This is a genomic window from Actinoplanes sp. L3-i22, from assembly GCF_019704555.1.
Lineage (GTDB): Bacteria > Actinomycetota > Actinomycetes > Mycobacteriales > Micromonosporaceae > Actinoplanes.
In genome coordinates, this window is the sequence record NZ_AP024745.1 from 8,456,216 (window position 1) to 8,472,539 (window position 16,324).

Annotated in this window: 14 protein-coding genes; 7 read left to right on the plus strand and 7 right to left on the minus strand. The window is 71.5% G+C overall.

Annotated features, from left to right (window positions below):
* Positions 1-11: 11 nt before the first annotated feature.
* Complete coding sequence (locus tag L3i22_RS37965; RefSeq protein WP_370644280.1) at positions 12-1,412, minus strand: PLP-dependent aminotransferase family protein; 1,401 nt, start codon at positions 1,410-1,412, stop codon at positions 12-14.
* 152 nt (positions 1,413-1,564) lie between these two features.
* On the opposite strand from L3i22_RS37965, the gene L3i22_RS37970 reads away from it, so the two are divergent.
* The 7 genes from L3i22_RS37970 (at position 1,565) to L3i22_RS38000 (ending at position 8,386) form a co-directional block, all read left to right on the plus strand.
* Complete coding sequence (locus L3i22_RS37970; RefSeq protein ID WP_255657481.1) at positions 1,565-2,407, plus strand: nitrilase-related carbon-nitrogen hydrolase; 843 nt, start codon at positions 1,565-1,567, stop codon at positions 2,405-2,407.
* On the plus strand, positions 2,404-3,804 hold the full coding sequence (gene hydA / locus L3i22_RS37975) for a dihydropyrimidinase (RefSeq protein WP_221322287.1): 1,401 nt from the start codon (positions 2,404-2,406) through the stop codon (positions 3,802-3,804). The genes L3i22_RS37970 and hydA overlap by 4 nt, the downstream gene beginning before the upstream one ends.
* A gap of 10 nt (positions 3,805-3,814) precedes the next feature.
* Positions 3,815-4,810: a TIGR03842 family LLM class F420-dependent oxidoreductase gene (locus L3i22_RS37980; protein ID WP_221322288.1), complete on the plus strand. Its 996-nt coding sequence runs from the start codon at positions 3,815-3,817 to the stop codon at positions 4,808-4,810.
* Entirely contained in the window at positions 4,807-5,649 is an 843-nt protein-coding gene (locus L3i22_RS37985; protein WP_221322289.1) for an ABC transporter permease, read from the plus strand. The genes L3i22_RS37980 and L3i22_RS37985 overlap by 4 nt, the downstream gene beginning before the upstream one ends.
* Complete coding sequence (locus L3i22_RS37990; RefSeq protein WP_221322290.1) at positions 5,646-6,416, plus strand: ABC transporter ATP-binding protein; 771 nt, start codon at positions 5,646-5,648, stop codon at positions 6,414-6,416. The genes L3i22_RS37985 and L3i22_RS37990 overlap by 4 nt, the downstream gene beginning before the upstream one ends.
* Before the next feature lie 73 nt (positions 6,417-6,489).
* The gene (locus L3i22_RS37995) at positions 6,490-7,245 is read left to right on the plus strand and encodes an ABC transporter permease (RefSeq protein ID WP_221322291.1); all 756 of its coding nucleotides are present in this window, start codon (positions 6,490-6,492) and stop codon (positions 7,243-7,245) included.
* A gap of 13 nt (positions 7,246-7,258) precedes the next feature.
* A complete protein-coding gene (locus tag L3i22_RS38000) occupies positions 7,259-8,386 on the plus strand; it encodes an ABC transporter substrate-binding protein (RefSeq protein ID WP_221322292.1) in 1,128 nt (375 codons plus the stop codon).
* Positions 8,387-8,449: 63 nt separating this feature from the next.
* Here L3i22_RS38000 and L3i22_RS38005 read toward each other — a convergent pair whose 3' ends face one another.
* From L3i22_RS38005 to L3i22_RS38030, 6 genes are all read right to left on the minus strand, one after another.
* Positions 8,450-9,061 (minus strand): hypothetical protein, encoded by a 612-nt coding sequence (locus tag L3i22_RS38005; protein WP_370644560.1) that lies wholly within the window; start codon positions 9,059-9,061, stop codon positions 8,450-8,452.
* 544 nt (positions 9,062-9,605) lie between these two features.
* Positions 9,606-10,379, minus strand: a complete 774-nt coding sequence (locus L3i22_RS38010) for a hypothetical protein (protein WP_221322294.1) — start codon at positions 10,377-10,379, stop codon at positions 9,606-9,608.
* Between the two features lie 48 nt (positions 10,380-10,427).
* Entirely contained in the window at positions 10,428-11,315 is an 888-nt protein-coding gene (locus L3i22_RS38015; RefSeq protein ID WP_221322295.1) for a hypothetical protein, read from the minus strand.
* A gap of 28 nt (positions 11,316-11,343) precedes the next feature.
* On the minus strand, positions 11,344-11,850 hold the full coding sequence (locus L3i22_RS38020) for a hypothetical protein (RefSeq protein WP_221322296.1): 507 nt from the start codon (positions 11,848-11,850) through the stop codon (positions 11,344-11,346).
* 234 nt (positions 11,851-12,084) lie between these two features.
* A complete protein-coding gene (locus L3i22_RS38025) occupies positions 12,085-14,376 on the minus strand; it encodes a bifunctional diguanylate cyclase/phosphodiesterase (protein WP_255657482.1) in 2,292 nt (763 codons plus the stop codon).
* Positions 14,373-16,217, minus strand: coding sequence for a sensor domain-containing diguanylate cyclase (locus L3i22_RS38030; RefSeq protein ID WP_221322297.1), 1,845 nt, complete (start codon positions 16,215-16,217; stop codon positions 14,373-14,375). Before L3i22_RS38030 ends, L3i22_RS38025 begins: the two co-directional genes overlap by 4 nt.
* Positions 16,218-16,324: the final 107 nt, after the last annotated feature.

Below are 16,324 nucleotides of genomic sequence, written 5' to 3' on the forward strand. Positions count from 1 at the left end.
TTCTCCTCACACTAACGCCAGCCGTGGGGGTGGCCACGGCCTCGTGAACCGCTGCCGCGGCTGGTCGCGAAGGCGGCCGAGGCGAGCACCTCGGCCAGTTCCGGGTAGCCGTCGGCGACCAGTCCGGCGGTCAGCCGCAGATGGTCGCCGCCGAGCGGGGTGACGCAGAACGGCGCGCCGGGGGCCGCCCCGATGCCGTGCGCGGCCAGTGCCACCATCGCGCTCTGCTGATCGGGAACGGACATCCACAGGTTGATCCCGTCGGCCGCGGACGCCGTCACCCCGTGCTCGCCGAGCGCCTCCAGCAACGCCGAGCGCCGTGCCGCGTACGCCGTGCGGGCCGCGGCGACCCGGGCCACCACCCTGGCGTCGGTCAGCAGGTCCAGCAGTACGCCCTGCAGGAGCCGGCTCGACCAGCCGGGCCCGAGCAGCCGCCGCTCCATCAGCTGGTCGACGACCGCGGCCGGGCCGCCGATCGCGGCCAGCCGCAGGTCCGGCCCGTGCGACTTGGAGAAGCTGGCCACGTGCACGACCCGCCCGGGCAGGTAGGTGCCGAGGCTGATCGGCGGCGCGGTGGCGATGTCGCCGGCGTGGTCGTCCTCGACGACCAGCACGTTCGGCGCGCCGCGCAGGACCCGGGCGAGCGCGGCGGCGCGCTGCGCGGTCATGCTGACGCCGGTCGGGTTCTGCGCCCGGGGCTGCAGGAACAGCGCGGCCGGCCGGCGCTCGGCGATCAGCTCGCGGAGCACGCCGGGGTCGAGGCCGGCGCCGTCGAGCGGGACCCCGATCGCGGTGGCGCCGACCGTCTGGAGCAGGTCGAGCAGGGGCGGGAAGGCCGGGTTCTCGACGAGCACGTGGTCGCCGTAGCGCAGGATCACCCCGGCCAGCCGGTCCAGCGCGTCCATCGCGCCGTCCACCACGGTCAGGCGCTCCGGCGGGAACGGCCAGCGCTCCCGGAGCACCGACTCCAGCTCGGGCAGGACCGGCTCGTCGAGGTAGCTGCCGGCCCAGCGGCCGTCCCCGATCCGGCGCAGCGCGTCGCTCAGATCGGGGAGCAGCGCCGGGTCCGGCACGCCGGTGGAGAGGTCCCGCGCGAGGGCGAACGGGGGCCGGCTCAGGCGGGTGAACCGGGGCGGGGCGGGGCCGGCGACGTACGACCCGGACCGCCCCCGGGTCCGGATCGCGCCGGCCAGGGTCAGGTTCCGCCACGCCTCGCTGACCGTGGTCGGGCTGACCCCGAGCGACCCGGCGACCTCGCGCACGGTGGGCAGCCGCTCGCCGGCCGGCAATCGACCGGCGGTGATCAAACGGCTCACGGCCGCGGCAATACCCCGGGCGCTGCGGTCCTCGACCGCCCCGGTGATCAGCGGAAGCAAATTACCTCTCCGAAACAATCGGTTACATATCAGCAATTGTTCGCCTCAATGTGTGTCGTTAAGGTCCTACGGCATCAAGCGCTGTCAAGCAAGCCCTAGCGCTGGGGATACTGCAGGGAGTAGACACACGATCACAGGCGCTTTTGTGGCGCACTGCGCGTGCCAAAGATCGAATGAGAGGGGCCGCCATGACGACCGGAGTCGTCCGCGCCGCCCTCGTCCAGACCACTTGGACGGGCGACAAGGAATCGATGATCAAGGCGCACGAGGATTATGCCCGTGACGCCGCCGCCCAGGGTGCGAAGGTCATCTGCTTCCAGGAGCTGTTCTACGGGCCGTACTTCTGCCAGGTGCAGGACGCGGCCTTCTACGAGTACGCCGAGTCCGTCCCCGGCCCGACGACCGAGCGCTTCCAGGCACTCGCCGCCGAGCTGGGCATGGTGATGGTCCTGCCGATGTACGAGAAGGAGCAGGAGGGCGTCCTCTACAACACGGCCGCGGTCGTGGACGCCGACGGCACGTACCTCGGCAAGTACCGCAAGAACCACATTCCCCAGGTCAAGGGCTTCTGGGAGAAGTTCTACTTCCGCCCCGGCAACCTCGGCTACCCGGTCTTCGACACCGCGGTCGGCCGGGTCGGCGTGTACATCTGCTACGACCGGCACTTCCCGGAGGGCTGGCGGGCGCTGGGCCTGAACGGCGCGCAGATCGTCTTCAACCCGTCGGCGACCAGCCGCGGCCTGTCGTCGTACCTGTGGCAGCTGGAGCAGCCGGCCAGCGCGGTGGCGAACGAGTACTTCATCGGCGCGATCAACCGGGTCGGCGTCGAGGAGCTCGGCGAGAACGACTTCTACGGGCAGACGTACTTCGTCGACCCGGAGGGCAAGTTCGTGGGCGAGGTCGGTGACACCCACAACCCCGAGCTGATCGTCCGTGACCTGGACCTGAGCCTGCTCAAGACGGTCCGCGAGCGCTGGCAGTTCTACCGCGACCGCCGGCCGGACAGCTACAACGGGCTGGTGCAACCATGACCATTCTGATCAAGGGCGGGACGGTGGTCGGCCCGACCGGGGCGTCGCTCGCGGACGTGCTGGTCGACGGCGAGACGATCGTCGCGCTCTACGCGCCCGGCCAGGCGCCGGAGGGTCCGGAGATCATCGACGCGACCGGGAAGTACGTGATCCCGGGCGCGATCGACGCGCACACCCACATGCAGATGCCGTTCGGCGGCACCGAGGCCAGCGACACGTTCGACACCGGCACCAAGGCCGCGGCGATCGGCGGGACGACCACGATCATCGACTTCGCCATTCAGCGGTACGGCGAGGTGGTGCAGGACGGGCTGGCCGCGTGGCACGGCAAGACCGCCGACCAGTGCCACATCGACTACGGCTTCCACATGATCGTCGGTGGGGTCGATGACGAGTCGCTCAAGGCCATGGACCAGCTCGTGGCGAGCGAGGGGATCACCAGCTTCAAGCTGTTCATGGCGTACCCCGGCGTCTTCTACTCGGACGACGGGCAGATCCTGCGCGCGATGCAGAAGGCGCGCGACAACGGCGCCCTGATCATGATGCACGCCGAGAACGGGCCGGCCATCGACGTCCTGGTCAAGCAGGCCCTCGAACGCGGCGAGACGGACCCGGTGTTCCACGGCCTGACCCGGCCGCAGGAGCTGGAGGCGGAGGCGACCAGCCGGGCGATCTGGCTGGCCAGCGTCGCCGCGGACTGCCCGCTCTACATCGTGCACCTGTCCGCGTCGAAGGCCCTGGAGCAGGTCCGCAACGCCCGCGACCTGGGCCGCAACGTGTTCGCCGAGACCTGCCCGCAGTACCTGTACCTGACCCTGGAGGACCAGCTCGGCGCGCCCGGCTTCGACGGCGCCAAGTGGGTCTGCTCCACCCCGCTGCGCAGCGGGAAGGAGAGCCACCGCGCCGACCTGTGGCAGGGCCTGCGGACCAACGACCTGTCCGTGGTGTCGACCGACCACTGCCCGTTCTGCATGAAGGACCAGAAGGAGATGGGCATCGGCGACTTCTCCAAGATCCCGAACGGCATCGGCAGCGTCGAGCACCGCGTCGACCTGCTCTACCAGGGCGTGGTCGACGGGAAGCTGTCGCTGGCCCGCTGGGTGGAGACGATCGCGACGACGCCGGCCCGGATGTTCGGCATGTATCCGAAGAAGGGCATCATCGCGCCCGGCTCGGACGCCGACATCGTGCTCTACGACCCGAACGGGCGCACCCGGATCAGCGTCGAGACGCACCACATGAACATGGACTACTCCGCCTGGGAGGGCTGGGAGATCGACGGGAAGGTCGACACGGTCCTGTCCCGCGGCGAGGTGATCTCCCGCAACGGCGAGTACACCGGGCGTCCCGGCCGCGGGAAGTACGTCCCGCGCGGTCTCTCCGACTACCTGCTCTGAGGGGGCGCACATGGACATCGGTGTGGTGATGCAGAACGACCCGCCCGCGCTCGCGCTGGTCGAGTGGGCGAAGAAGGCCGAGGCGGCCGGGTTCAGCCACTTCTGGACGTTCGACTCGCACGTGCTGTGGCAGGAGCCGTACGTCGTCTACTCGGCGATCCTGGCCGCGACCGAGCGGATCGTGGTCGGGCCGATGGTGACCAACCCGGGCACCCGGGACTGGACGGTCACCGCCTCGACCTTCGCGACCCTCAACGAGATGTACGGCAACCGGACCGTCTGCGGGATCGGCCGGGGCGACTCGGCGCTGCGGGTCCTCGGGCTCACCCCGCAGACCCTCGGCCAGCTGCGCGAGAGCGTGCAGGTGATCAAGGGACTGGGCAACGGCGCGAAGGTGCACGTCCGCGGCAACGAGATCCAGCTCGCCTGGGCCGCGGCAAGTCGTCTCGAGGTGTGGGTCGCGGCGTACGGACCGAAGGCTCTTGCCCTGACCGGCGAGGTGGGTGACGGCTACATCCTGCAGCTCGCCGACCCGGACATCGCGGAATGGATGATCACCGCGGTCCGGGCGGCGGCCCGGAAAGCCGGCCGCGACCCGGAAGCGATCAAGTTCTGCGTCGCGGCGCCGGCCTACGTCGGCGACGACCTGACCCACGCGCGGGACCAGACCCGCTGGTTCGGCGGGATGGTCGGCAACCACGTGGCCGACATCGTGGCCCGCTACGGCGAGAGCGGCGCGGTGCCGCAGGCGCTGACCGACTACATCAAGGCGCGGCAGAGCTACGACTACGCCGAGCACGGGCGGGCCGGCAACAGCCACACCACGTTCGTGCCGGACGAGATCGTCGACCGGTTCTGCATCCTGGGGCCGGTCGCGAACCACGTCAAACGGCTCGAGGAGCTGAAGGCGCTGGGCGTCGACCAGTTCGCGGTCTACCTGCAGCACGACGGAAAAGAGGAGACCCTCGCCGCGTACGGCGAGCAGATCATCCCGGCGTTCGGATGAGGCGCGCGCTCGCGATCCTGGCCGGGCTCGTCGTCGCGGCGGCGCTGTGGGAGGGCTACAAGGCGGTCGGCAACCCGGACGGGACGGTGCTCTTCGGGGTACGGATCCTGCCGCGCGCCGACGACCTGTCCATGCCGCACCTGTGGACCATCCTGCAGCGCCTGAGCCGTCCGGAACTGGCCGGCGGCGACCCGGTGTGGCAGGTGGTGCTGCGCGCGTGCCTGTTCACGCTCGGGATCACCGCGGCCGGGTTCCTGGCCGGGGCGCTGGTCGGGCTGCTGCTGGCGGTGGCCATGCAACGGTTCCGGATCGTCGAGCGCGGGCTTCTGCCGTACGTCATCCTCTCCCAGACCGTGCCGCTGGTGGCGCTCGCGCCACTGGTGGCCGGCTGGGGCGGGAGCATCATGCCGCCCTGGGCCACGGTCGCCGTGATCGCGGCGTACCTGGCCTTCTTCCCGGTCGCGGTCGGCATGCTGCGCGGGCTGCAGTCGCCGTCCGCGAGCGGCGAGGAGCTGATGCGCAGCTATGCCGCCGGGTGGTGGCGGACGCTGGTGAAACTCCGGTTCCCGGCGGCGCTGCCCTACCTGTTCCCGGCGCTGCGCCTGGCCGGGGCGGCGGCCGTGGTCGGCGCGGTGGTCGGCGAGATCTCCACCGGCACCCGCGGCGGGATCGGCCGGCTGATCATCGAGTACTCCCGGGAGGCCACCTCGGATCCCGCCAAGGTCTACACCGCGATGCTCGGGGCGGCGCTGCTCGGCCTGCTCGTCGCGGGCGCCGTCGGTCTGCTGGAGGTGCCGCTGATGCGCCACCGCCGCCATGTGGAGGTGGTCACGCTTTGAGCGCGGTCGAGATCGAGAAGGTCAACAAGATCTTCAATCAAGGACGACCCGATGAGGTACGGGCGTTGTCCGATGTCGACCTCACCGTCGGCGACGGGGAGTTCGTGTCGCTGATCGGGCCGTCCGGCTGCGGCAAGAGCACGCTGCTGCGGCTGATCGCCGACCTGATCCCGGCGTCGACCGGCACCGTGACGGTCGCCGGGAAGCCGGCCGGGCAGGCGCGGCGCGAACAGGCCTACGGACTCGCCTTCCAGCAGGCCGGCCTGTTCGAGTGGCGCACCGTCCGGAAGAACGTGGAGCTCCCGCTGGAGTTGCGCGGCGTCAAGAAGGCCGAGCGCCGGGCCCGCGCCGAGGAGATGCTCGCGCTGGTCGGCCTCACCGAGTTCGGCGGGCACTACCCCGGCCAGCTCTCCGGCGGCATGCAGCAGCGCGTGGCGATCGCCCGCGCCCTGGCCGTGCAGCCCCCGCTGCTGCTGATGGACGAGCCGTTCGGCGCGCTCGACGAGATGACCCGGGAACGGCTGCAGTCCGAGCTGCTGTCGATCTGCGCCAAGACCGGGACCAGCACGGTCTTCGTCACCCACTCGATCTCCGAGGCGGTGTTCCTCTCCGACCGGGTGGTGGTGATGTCCGCGCGCCCCGGCCGGATCACCGCGTCGATCGGCGTCGAGCTCCCGTCCCGGGACGACGCCGGCCGCCAGTCCCCCGCGTTCTTCGAGAAGATCACCGAGGTACGGCAGGCGCTGCGCGGGGTACCCGTCGCATGAGCGAGCTTGCGAGCGAATCATCGAACTCAGCCTTCAACTCATGGCGGCGCCGGAGCGCAGCGGAGGTGACGCCATGAGACGAATTCTCCCCCCGATCGTCTTCGGTGTGCTGGCCCTCGCCGTCTGGGAGCTGTTCGTCAAGCTCGGGCGGGTCGCCCCGTTCATCCTGCCGGCCCCCTCCGCGATCTGGGCGCAGCTGGTCGAACAGCGGACCAACGTCTGGAACGCGGCCCTGGCCAGCGGCGCGAACGCGCTCACCGGCCTGATCGCCGGCACCCTGGTCGCGATCCTGGCGGCGCTCGCCGCCAGCCGGTTCCGGGCGCTCGGCGAGATCTCGGTGCCGTTCGCGGCCCTGTTCAACGCGCTGCCGATCATCGCGCTCGCCCCGATCCTCAACAACATGTTCGAGTCGACCAGCAGCATCCCGCGCCGCCTCGTCACCGCGATCGTGGTGTTCTTCCCGGTCTTCCTGAACACCCTGCGCGGACTGCGGGAGATCAACCCCACCCATCAAGAGCTCATGCGGACGTACGCCGCGAGCGGCTGGACCTTCGCGGTCAAGGTGCGGCTGCCCGGAGCGTTGTCCCACCTGTTCACCGGGCTGCGGCAGGCGTCGTCGCTGGCCGTGATCGCGGCGGTGGTGGCCGAGTACTTCGGCGGGTTGCAGGACGGGCTCGGCGCGCGGATCACGTCGGCGGCGGCCTTCACGGCGTACCCAAGAGCCTGGGCCTTTGTGGTTGGGGCTTGTCTTCTGGGTCTGACTTTCTACCTGGCCACCCTCCTTCTGGAACGGCTGGCCATGCCCTGGAAACAACGTTTGATCAGCTAGTCAGGAGTCCGCATTGAAGATCTCCCGGATAATTCTCGCCTCCGTTCTCGCCCTCGCCGCCTGCGGCACCGCTGACACCCCCAGCACCCCCGCCCCCGGCGCGAGCGGCGCCCTGACCCCGATCAAGCTCCAGCTGCAGTGGTTCTTCCAGGCCCAGTTCGCCGGCTACATCGCCGCCGTCGACCAGGGCTTCTACAAGGAGCAGGGCCTCGACGTGCAGCTGCTCGAAGGCGGCGTCGACATCGTGCCGCAGACCGTGCTCGCGCAGGGCAAGGCCGACTACGCGGTGGCCTGGGTGCCGAAGGCGCTCGCGTCCCGCGAACAGGGCGCCGGGATCACCGACGTCGGGCAGATCTTCGCGCGGTCCGGCACGTACCAGGTCGCCTGGAAGGACAGCGGCATCAAGACCGCCGCCGACCTGAAGGGCAAGAAGGTCGGCAACTGGGGCTTCGGCAACGAGTTCGAGCTGTTCGCCGGCATGACCAAGGCCGGGATCGACCCCGGCAAGGACGTCACCCTGGTCCAGCAGCAGTTCGACATGCAGGCGCTGCTGAAGCGGGAGATCGACGCCGCCCAGGCGATGAGCTACAACGAGTACGCCCAGCTCCTGGAGGCGAAGAACCCGAAGACCGGCAAGCTCTACACGGCCGACGACTTCTCCGTCATCGACTGGAAGACCGAAGGGTCGTCGATGCTCCAGGACGCCGTCTGGGCCAACACCGAGAAGCTCAACGACCCGGCGTACCAGCAGCAGACCGTCAAGTTCCTGACCGCCACGATCAAGGGCTGGGCGTTCTGCCGGGACAACGCCGAGAAGTGCCGTGACCTGGTCGTCGCCAAGGGCTCCAAGCTCGGCAAGAGCCACCAGCTGTGGCAGATGAACGAGGTCAACAAGCTGGTCTGGCCGTCCACCGGCGGGATCGGCGTGATCGACGAGGCGGCCTGGAAGCAGACCGTCGACATCTCGCAGACCACCAAGAACCAGACCGGCGACACCGTCCTGAAGAAGGCGCCGGAGGGGCTCGCCTACACCAACGACTACATCAAGCAGGCCGTCGACCAGGCCAAGGCGGCCGGCGTCGACGTCAACGGCGCCGGATTCCAGCCGGCCACCGTCACCCTCACCGAGGGCGGCGCCTGACCTTCGTCGCTGTCCCCTTCCGGGCCACCCGGAGTCGGCGTGTTCGCACGCCGGCTCCGGGTTTTACGCCAGCTCCATCACGTACGACTCGCCCTCGCGCCGGAACCCGAGCCGGTCGTAGTACGGCGCGCGCATCCCCGGCGGCGTGATCACCGTGTGGCACCCGCGCTCGGCGAAGAAACGGCTCTGCCGGAAGACGAACTCGCCCGGGGTGAAATCCCGGTACCGCTGCGTCACGTAGTCCAGCTCGACCTGCGCCACCCCGTCGCCACGGCCGCGGAACACCACCACGCCGACCACCTCGTCACCGTTCATCACCAGGAACGCGGCCGCGCCGTCCGCGACCGAGGCCGCGCTGAACCCCGGATTGAACCGGGCGATGTCGTCATGATGCAGCCGCAACGTGTACGCCAGGAACTCGTCGTCGGCGCGGACCTCGACCACCTGGTACGCCTTCTCGTCGTGCCGGGTGCGCAGCATCTGCCACAGATACCAGATGTTGATCACCGTGAGCACCACGTTCAGGCCGACCATCGGCCAGACACCGAGCGCAGCGTTGAAGCCGATCAGCACCAGGCAGCCGGCCAGGTTCAGGGCGCGCAGGCGGAGCAGGCGGGCCTGCAGCAGAGACCACACGAGCAGCGCCGACCCGGCCCACCCGACAACATCAAGCATCGTCACCCGGTGAGCCTAGGGGTCGTGTTTCCGGCACGTTACGCCGCCGTCACCTGAAGCCCCAGAGGCCCCGGTCGCCTTCTCGTGCCGCGGACCCCGCTGCACAGACACTCCCCACCCACCACCGGGGGCTGACCGCCACCGCCATTATCGCCGGGTCCGCCAAGATCACGTTGGGTGCCTGTGGACAACCGCTTGGTGTGGACAACTTGCGCCGGCGGCATTCCGGCCTCCCGCCCGCAAACAAGCTGGTCAGGCCCACCGGCGACCCCGGCGAGCGCGGCGCGCGGTGTAGGGCGACGCGGGCAGAGCGGCGGCACGGGCAGAGCGGCGGCACGGGGCCGAAGCGAGCGGCGTAGGGCGGGGCGGCGGCGTAGGGCGGGGCGGCGGCGTAGGCGGGCAGTGCAGAGCAGGGCCGCGCGGGCGATCCGGCGCCGGGCGGCTCGGGGGCGGCGCCGGGACGCGCAGGGCGGGGCCGCGCGGCGCCCGAGGCGGCGCCGAACGCGGATGGCGCCGCGCGGGGGCTGGGCCGCGCGGGGACGGGTTAGATCGGGATCAGGCGGGCTGCCAGGGCGACGGTGGTCAAGTCGCCGTTGCGGAGTTTCAGGGCGGCGTCGGCTTCGCCCAGGCCCTCCAGGCGGACCGCGGAGGCGTCGATCAGGGACTCCTCGCCCTCCAGGAGGCGGCGGGCGATGCGGGCCTGGGCCGGGCTGAGTTCCGCGTAGGCGCAGCGGTCCAAGGCGGTGACGGTCTGCTGGTCGAGTTCGCCGGCCATGGCGCGTTCGGTGACGACCTTCAGCAGCCAGCTCGGCCACCACGCGTACTTTCCGATCACCTGGCCGGACTGCAGTGCCATGCTCGGGTCCTGGCCGGCCGCCAGCAGCTTCACCGCGAGGTTCGTGTCGAAGCGTTCCAGGCGCAGGGCGCCGACGAAGCAGCGCAGGATCGCCTGGGTCTTCACGAAGCCCTCGGCCTCGTGCCCGGCGTCCCCGACCTTGCCCTCCAGCAGGTGGATCAGGGCGCGCACCTCACGCAGCTCGAAGCCGTCGTGGGACCGCTCCTCCAGCCGGTCGACGGTGGCGATCAACCGCTCGACGCCCTTGGTCGCCCGGTCCGCCAGCTCCTCGCTGGCCGGCTTGTTCCGGTGCCGGATCATCACGTCCAGCCCGATCTCCGCCTCCCGGCGCAGCAGCGGCGAGGCGATCTTCGGAACGATCTCGTAGCCCAGACTCTCGGTGAGGATGGCGAGATCGAACTTTTCGGAGGCCTGCTGGAACTGACCCCACCACGATGCCGGGTGCCGCTGCTGTCGAATCACGCAACCAAGAGTTACCCACCTGCTACCCAACAGCAAGTGATTCCGCCATCACCCAGCGTGCTTACGCTCACTCGCGGCATCGGTCAGACCGGCCGGGTTCAACATCCCGGCCTTGACGACGGTCCTGCTCAACGGACGGGTGAGGGCGGCCAGCCGAAGGCAACCCGCCTCGCCGAGAACCCGGTACGCCGGCTCGGCCAGCCGGTCGGTGGTGGCCTCCAGATCCTCCCGTACCCTGCGGCCCTCCTCGGAGAGTTCGTCACCGGGCGTCATCAGGCCGCGTTCGCGCAGCCCCGCGGTGGCCGCCGCCCACTGCGCCCGGCTCCAGCCCCGGGTGACCTGCAGGAACCGGCCGTCGATCGCGCCGGTGGCGACGTGCAGGACGATCGCCTCCAGGCCGCTGATCCCGGCCGTGACCAGGGCGGCGATGTGCCCGTCGCCGCGGAACTCGCGCAGCAGCGTCTGGGCGTGGAAGAGCCGCAGGTGCGGCGCCTCCGGCCAGGGCAGCGTGGTGTGCGCGGCGAACAGCGGGCGGCCGTGCGGCATGGTGGCCGCGTCCAGCGCCGCGGCGTGCGCCAGCTCGGCCGCCTCGGCGACCTCCTTGCAGGCCAGGACCTCGGCGCCGAGGGCCCGGGAGAGCGCGGCGTCGGCGATCTCCAGGCGGGCGGCGATCATCTGCTCCGGGGTGACGGTGCCCCACGCGGCGGGGAGCGCGTCGGCGACCATCGCCGGGTTGAAGTTGTAGAACGTGGCCGTGATCAGGGCCGGGCCGGCCTGGCCGAACGCGGCGCCGCGGGCGGCGAAGTAGCCGGTCATCGGGTCCAGGCCGGCCCGGGCGTAGACCTCGGACGACTCCGGGACCAGGTAGACCAGGGCGTGCAGCGGCTCGGTCACCCGCCAGGCCAGACGGGAGGGGCTCTCGGTCACGGCTGCCACGGCTGCTCCTCGGGTCCGGCGAAGACGGTCACGGCTCCCATGGCAGCTCCTCGGCTTCGACGACGACGGGCGCGGCGCCGGAGTGTTCCGGTGCGGGCCGTTCGGACACCGTATGCCACTTGCCGGAGCGGCGGGCCGCCTCCCTGGTCACCATGTGCACCGGCAGGGGCGGGGGCGCGAACGGGCCGGGGCCCCAGCGGACCCAGATCGCCACCCGGCCGGCGGCGGCCTCGGCGAGCAGCTTGTCGACCGTGCGCTGGCGGTCGGTGCGGTCCACCTCGATCGCGATCGGGGCGGCGCCGGCCGGGCGGGCACAGGCGACGTCGAGCACCGAGTTGCCGCGCAGTGGGGGCGGGAGCGGGAAGACGCTGGGGGCGCGGCGGTAGACCCGCCACTGCTGAGCGACCGCCCACTCCTCGATCGCGTCGACGATCCGGGTGGTGGCCTCGGCCTCGGTCAGGTCCGCGAACGAGAGTCGCTCCAGCCAGGTGCCGAGCGAGCCCGCCGTGCTTGTGCCGTCGTCCGCGGTGTCCATCGCCGCTACCTTATCGGGGCTTTCCGCCCCGGTTCGCGGACCGTTCCGGGTTTTGCCCACCCGCGCAGCCTCAGGGCCGTTCCGGGTTTTGGGGTAAACCGTGCCCACCCGCGGACGTCGCCCTGGAGGGTCTCGCGTTCTGGGCGCCCCGCGCCCTGCGAGGCCCGGAAGGGTCCCCGCGGGAGCGACGATCTGTACCCCGGCGGACCGAGGCAATAAAAGATCTTGAAGGTTTTAGGCGGCGGCTCGGAGGGAGCGCTGTTCGGCGGCGAGGCGGGTGGTGAGGTCGGCGGCGCTGACCGGGCGGCCGAGGTGATAGCCCTGGCCCACGGTGTAGCCGAGTTTGAGCAGGCGGTCGGCCTGTTCCTGGTTCTCGATGCCCTCGGCGACGGTGTCCAGGCCGAGCGCGTCGGCGAGCTGGATCACCGCGCGGGCGACGGCCTGGCGGGCGTTCGCGGCGGCGCTGCCGGGCTCGTCCAGCTCGATGTTGTCGACGAACGACTTGTCCAGCTTGACCACCGCGGCCGGGAACGCGCGCAGCAGGCTCAGCGACGACTCACCGGTGCCGAAGTCGTCGAGCGCCAGCCGGACCCCCATGTCGTGCAGTTCGTGCAGCACGCGCAGCACCTGGTGGCCGCGGAGCACGGCGGACTCGGTCAGCTCCAGCACCAGCCGGGACGCGGGCAGTCCGCTGTCGGCGAGCGCGGCGCGGACGTCGGCGACGAAGTCCGGGTCGTGCAGCTGGCGGACCGAGACGTTCGGGGCGGCCTTCTCCAGGACGTCCGGGCCGAACTCGGCCATCCACGCGGCGGCCTGGCGGCACGTCTCGCGCAGCACCCAGCGGCCCAGCGGCACGATCAGGCCGGTGCGCTCGGCGGCCGGGATGAAGTCGATCGGCGACACCATGCCGCGCTCCGGGTGGAACCAGCGGACCAGCGCCTCGACGCCGACCACCCGGCCGGTGCGCAGGTGCACGATCGGCTGGTAGACCAGCTTGAACTCGCCGGCGTCGAGGGCCCGGCGCAGGTCGCCGCCGAGCTGGGCGTGCGCCTGGGCGGGCTTCTCCATGCCGGCCGCGTAGCGCACCCAGTTGGCCTTGCCGCGCTGCTTGGCGGTGAACATCGCGGCGTCCGCGTCGCGCAGCAGGTGGCTGGCCGGGGTGCCGGCCGGGGCCGACGCGATGCCGGCGCTGGCGTGCACCAGCAGCCGGTGGTCGCTGATCGGGGCGGCGATCGCGGCCATCACCCGCTCGGCCACCGCACGGTCGTGGCCGGGCGTGGTGACCAGGACCGCGAACTCGTCGCCGGCCAGCCGGGCGGGCTCGCCGTCGGCGCCGGCGGCGGAGCGCAGCGTCTCGGCGAACGCGATCAGCAGCTCGTCGCCGACGTCGTGGCCGAGCGAGTCGTTGACCGTGTTGAAGTCGTCCAGGTCGACCAGGAGCACGGTCGCCGGGCCGTCGGCCAGGACGGTCTCCAGGCGCCGCTTGAACAGGACCCGGTTGCCGAGGCCGGTCAGGGCGTCGTGGGTGGCGTCGTACTGCAGGCGGGCCTCGGAGGCCTCGCGCTCGCGCAGCAGCCGGATGTTGTCCCGGTTCACCAGGAACTGCCGGCCCAGGACCAGCGCGGTGACGGCGGCCGTGAGACCGACCACCAGCCGGCCCTCCCAGAACCCGTCGCGCACCGCCGGCCGGAAGAGCACGTCGGCGAGCGGGACGTCGACCGCGAGCACGGCCAGGTACGGCAGCCACACGTTGCCGCGGCGGCGCGACGGGCGCCCGGCGGCCCGGCGCTGCCGGTACGCGGCCACCGCCATCAGCAGCGGCACCAGGGGCAGGCACAGCGTCTGCCCGGGCAGGATCCCGTTGTAGCCGAACTTGCCGTCCAGCAGCGCGACTCCGGCGACGGCCAGGCCCACCGACGCGGCCGTACGGACCGCGCCCCGGTCCACCGGGCCGCCGACGATGTACGAGACCTTGGTGATCGCGCCGGCCGCGAACGCGAACCCCAGGATCATGATGGCCAGGCCGCCCGGGGTCCAGTCGTCGTCCGAGGTCACCAGCGGGAGCAGGCCGAAGTGCCAGAGCACGGCGGCACAGCCGATGAAGGCGATCGAGCGGTCCAGCCACTGCCGCGTCCGCTCGTGCCGGTTGGTCACGCCGACCGGCACCCGGGCGACCGCCCAGATGGCGGCGAGCAGACCGGAGGCGGCACACGCGGCGCCGGCCAGCGGCATGTCCGGCAGCACCGGCTCGGAGAGCACGGCCGCCCCGGCGAGCAGCCCGAACCCGGCGGTCACCAGGACGGCGCCGATCTCGAGCCCGCGCCAGAACCGGCGGCCGACCGGCTCCAGCGGCGTCTCACGGCGCAACGCGCGCAGCGCGAGAGCGGCGACGGCGGAGGCGATCGGCATGAACAGGTAGCCGACGAAGACCGGGCCGAAGCCGGTCACCGTCCACATCACGTACCAGAGCGTGCTCACCAGGGCGAGCGCCCCGATGAGCAGCACATGACGCCCGGGCCGAGTCACGATGCGAACTCCCTGGAGCGCTGTTTGTCGGCGTACATCCGCAGGTCGGCGAGGTGCAGAAGGTTGTCGGGCTGGTCCGCGCGGCCGGCCGCGACACCGATGCTGGCGCCGACCGCGAGGCGCTGCCCGCCGATCTCGGTGGGCCGGGCCAGCGCCGAGCGTAGCCGCTCGGCGATCTCTCCGGCCTCCCCGGCGCCGGATCCGACCAGCACCGCGAACTCGTCGCCACCCAGCCGGGCGGGCAGGTCCGCGGCGCCGGTGGCGGCCAGCAGCTGCTCGGCGACGTGCCGCAGGACGGCATCCCCGGTGGCGTGCCCGTACGTGTCGTTGATCTGCTTGAAACCGTTCAGGTCGACCAGGAGCACGGTGACCTCGGCGGCGCCCGCCGAGCGGACCCGGTCGGTGAACTGCCGGCGGTTGGCCAGCCCGGTGAGCGCGTCGTGCCCGGCCTGGAAGCGCAGCCGCTCGCGCAGCTCCCGCTCCTCGGTCATGTCCCGGGCGTTCATCACCACGCCGCCGATGCCGCGCTCCTCGACCAGGTTGACGGCGACCACGGACAGCCAGCGCCAGGACTCGTCCTCGTGCATCGCGCGCAGCTCGAACGCCGCCTTGGCGCCCGGCGTCGCGAAGACCCGGTCCATCTCGGCGGTGATCCGGTCGACGTCGCCGGGGTGGATCAGGTCGTAGATGTTGCGGTTCAGGTACTCGTCGAGGGTGCCGCCGATGACCCGCTCGACCGCCGGGTTCATGTACTGCACGACGCCGTCGGTGCCGACGATCGCGGTGATGTCCGAGGCGTGCCGCAGCAGCGCCTCCTGCCGGTGCTCCCGGCGGCGGATCTCGGCGAGGCTCTCGTCGATCTGGTCCAGCAGCGTGTTGTTCTCGGCCAGCGCGACCATCTGCCGCGCGACCACCAGCGCCACGTTGAGCAGCAGGCCGAACAGGGCGCCCCAGGCGGGGACCCCGAGGCCCTCGGTGACCAGCACGGTGACCAGCGCGGCCACGCACATCACGGTGCCCAGGTAGGGCAGCGAGCTGTAGCGCCGGCGGGCGGCCGGGCGGCGGTCGCGGGTGCCCCGGCGGGCGCGCAGCGCCATCGTCTGCAGGCGGGGCCCGGTCAGCGCGAGCAGGCACGGAACCAGGATGAGCAGCGCCGGCCCGGTTACCCCGTGCAGGCTGGCGGTAGGCAGCAGGGCGTTGCCGATCGCCTGCACGGCGCAGGAGGCGATGATCGGGACGGCGGCCGGCAGCGCGATCGGGCTGTTGCCGCTCAGGCCCAGTTTCACCGTGAAGAAGCCGCCGATCAGCAGCAGGCCGCAGCCGAACGAGGCGGCGGCGTACCCGGCGGCGCCGGCGTGCACCACGCTCGGGCCGGTCAGCAGGCACCACACCGCGACGCCGGCGGCGGTGTAGATGATCGCCGCGTCCAGCGCCATCCGGTTCCGGGTGCTACGGGCCCAGAGGCCGCTCGTCGGGTGCAGCGCACCGGCGCCGCAGACCAGGAGCACGCCGCACAGCCCGAGCACGCTCTGCGCCGGGTGCAGCACGAACTCGGTGGTGCCGGGCCGGGCCAGCACCCAGCCGAGCTGCGTGAGGTCGCCGGCCGCGAAGACCAGGCCGGCCGCGGACATCACCCGCCAGAACCGGACGCTCGCCGCGGGCAGCCCGGGAACCCGGCTGACCTGCCAGGACAGGACGAACAGGCCCAGATCGCTGAGCGGGGCGACGATCCAGCACAGAACCAGCTGGAAGCGGTCACTGCCCAGGTCGAGGGCGTAGACGCCGCAGATCGCCAGCGCCACGAGGACGAGCGGAGCCAGAACCCGGTCACGCCAGGTCATCCGCACCTCCCCGCCGTAGCCGTTCCGCCGCCCGTCCGAGCATTGTTCGGCGCGGGGATCCACGCGTTTAGGGTTTCCGCGTCCGCCCTTGAAGAGAACTTCGCCTC

Bases quoted from the DNA above. Each gene is read 5' to 3' on its own strand.
- L3i22_RS37970 (WP_255657481.1), top strand. From the start codon at position 1,565: ATGACGACCGGAGTCGTCCGCGCCGCCCTCGTCCAGACCACTTGGACG.
- hydA (WP_221322287.1), top strand. From the start codon at position 2,404: ATGACCATTCTGATCAAGGGCGGGACGGTGGTCGGCCCGACCGGGGCG.
- L3i22_RS37980 (WP_221322288.1), top strand. From the start codon at position 3,815: ATGGACATCGGTGTGGTGATGCAGAACGACCCGCCCGCGCTCGCGCTG.
- L3i22_RS37985 (WP_221322289.1), top strand. From the start codon at position 4,807: ATGAGGCGCGCGCTCGCGATCCTGGCCGGGCTCGTCGTCGCGGCGGCG.
- L3i22_RS37995 (WP_221322291.1), top strand. From the start codon at position 6,490: ATGAGACGAATTCTCCCCCCGATCGTCTTCGGTGTGCTGGCCCTCGCC.
- L3i22_RS38005 (WP_370644560.1), bottom strand. From the start codon at position 9,061: ATGCTTGATGTTGTCGGGTGGGCCGGGTCGGCGCTGCTCGTGTGGTCT.
- L3i22_RS38020 (WP_221322296.1), bottom strand. From the start codon at position 11,850: ATGGACACCGCGGACGACGGCACAAGCACGGCGGGCTCGCTCGGCACC.
- L3i22_RS38030 (WP_221322297.1), bottom strand. From the start codon at position 16,217: ATGACCTGGCGTGACCGGGTTCTGGCTCCGCTCGTCCTCGTGGCGCTG.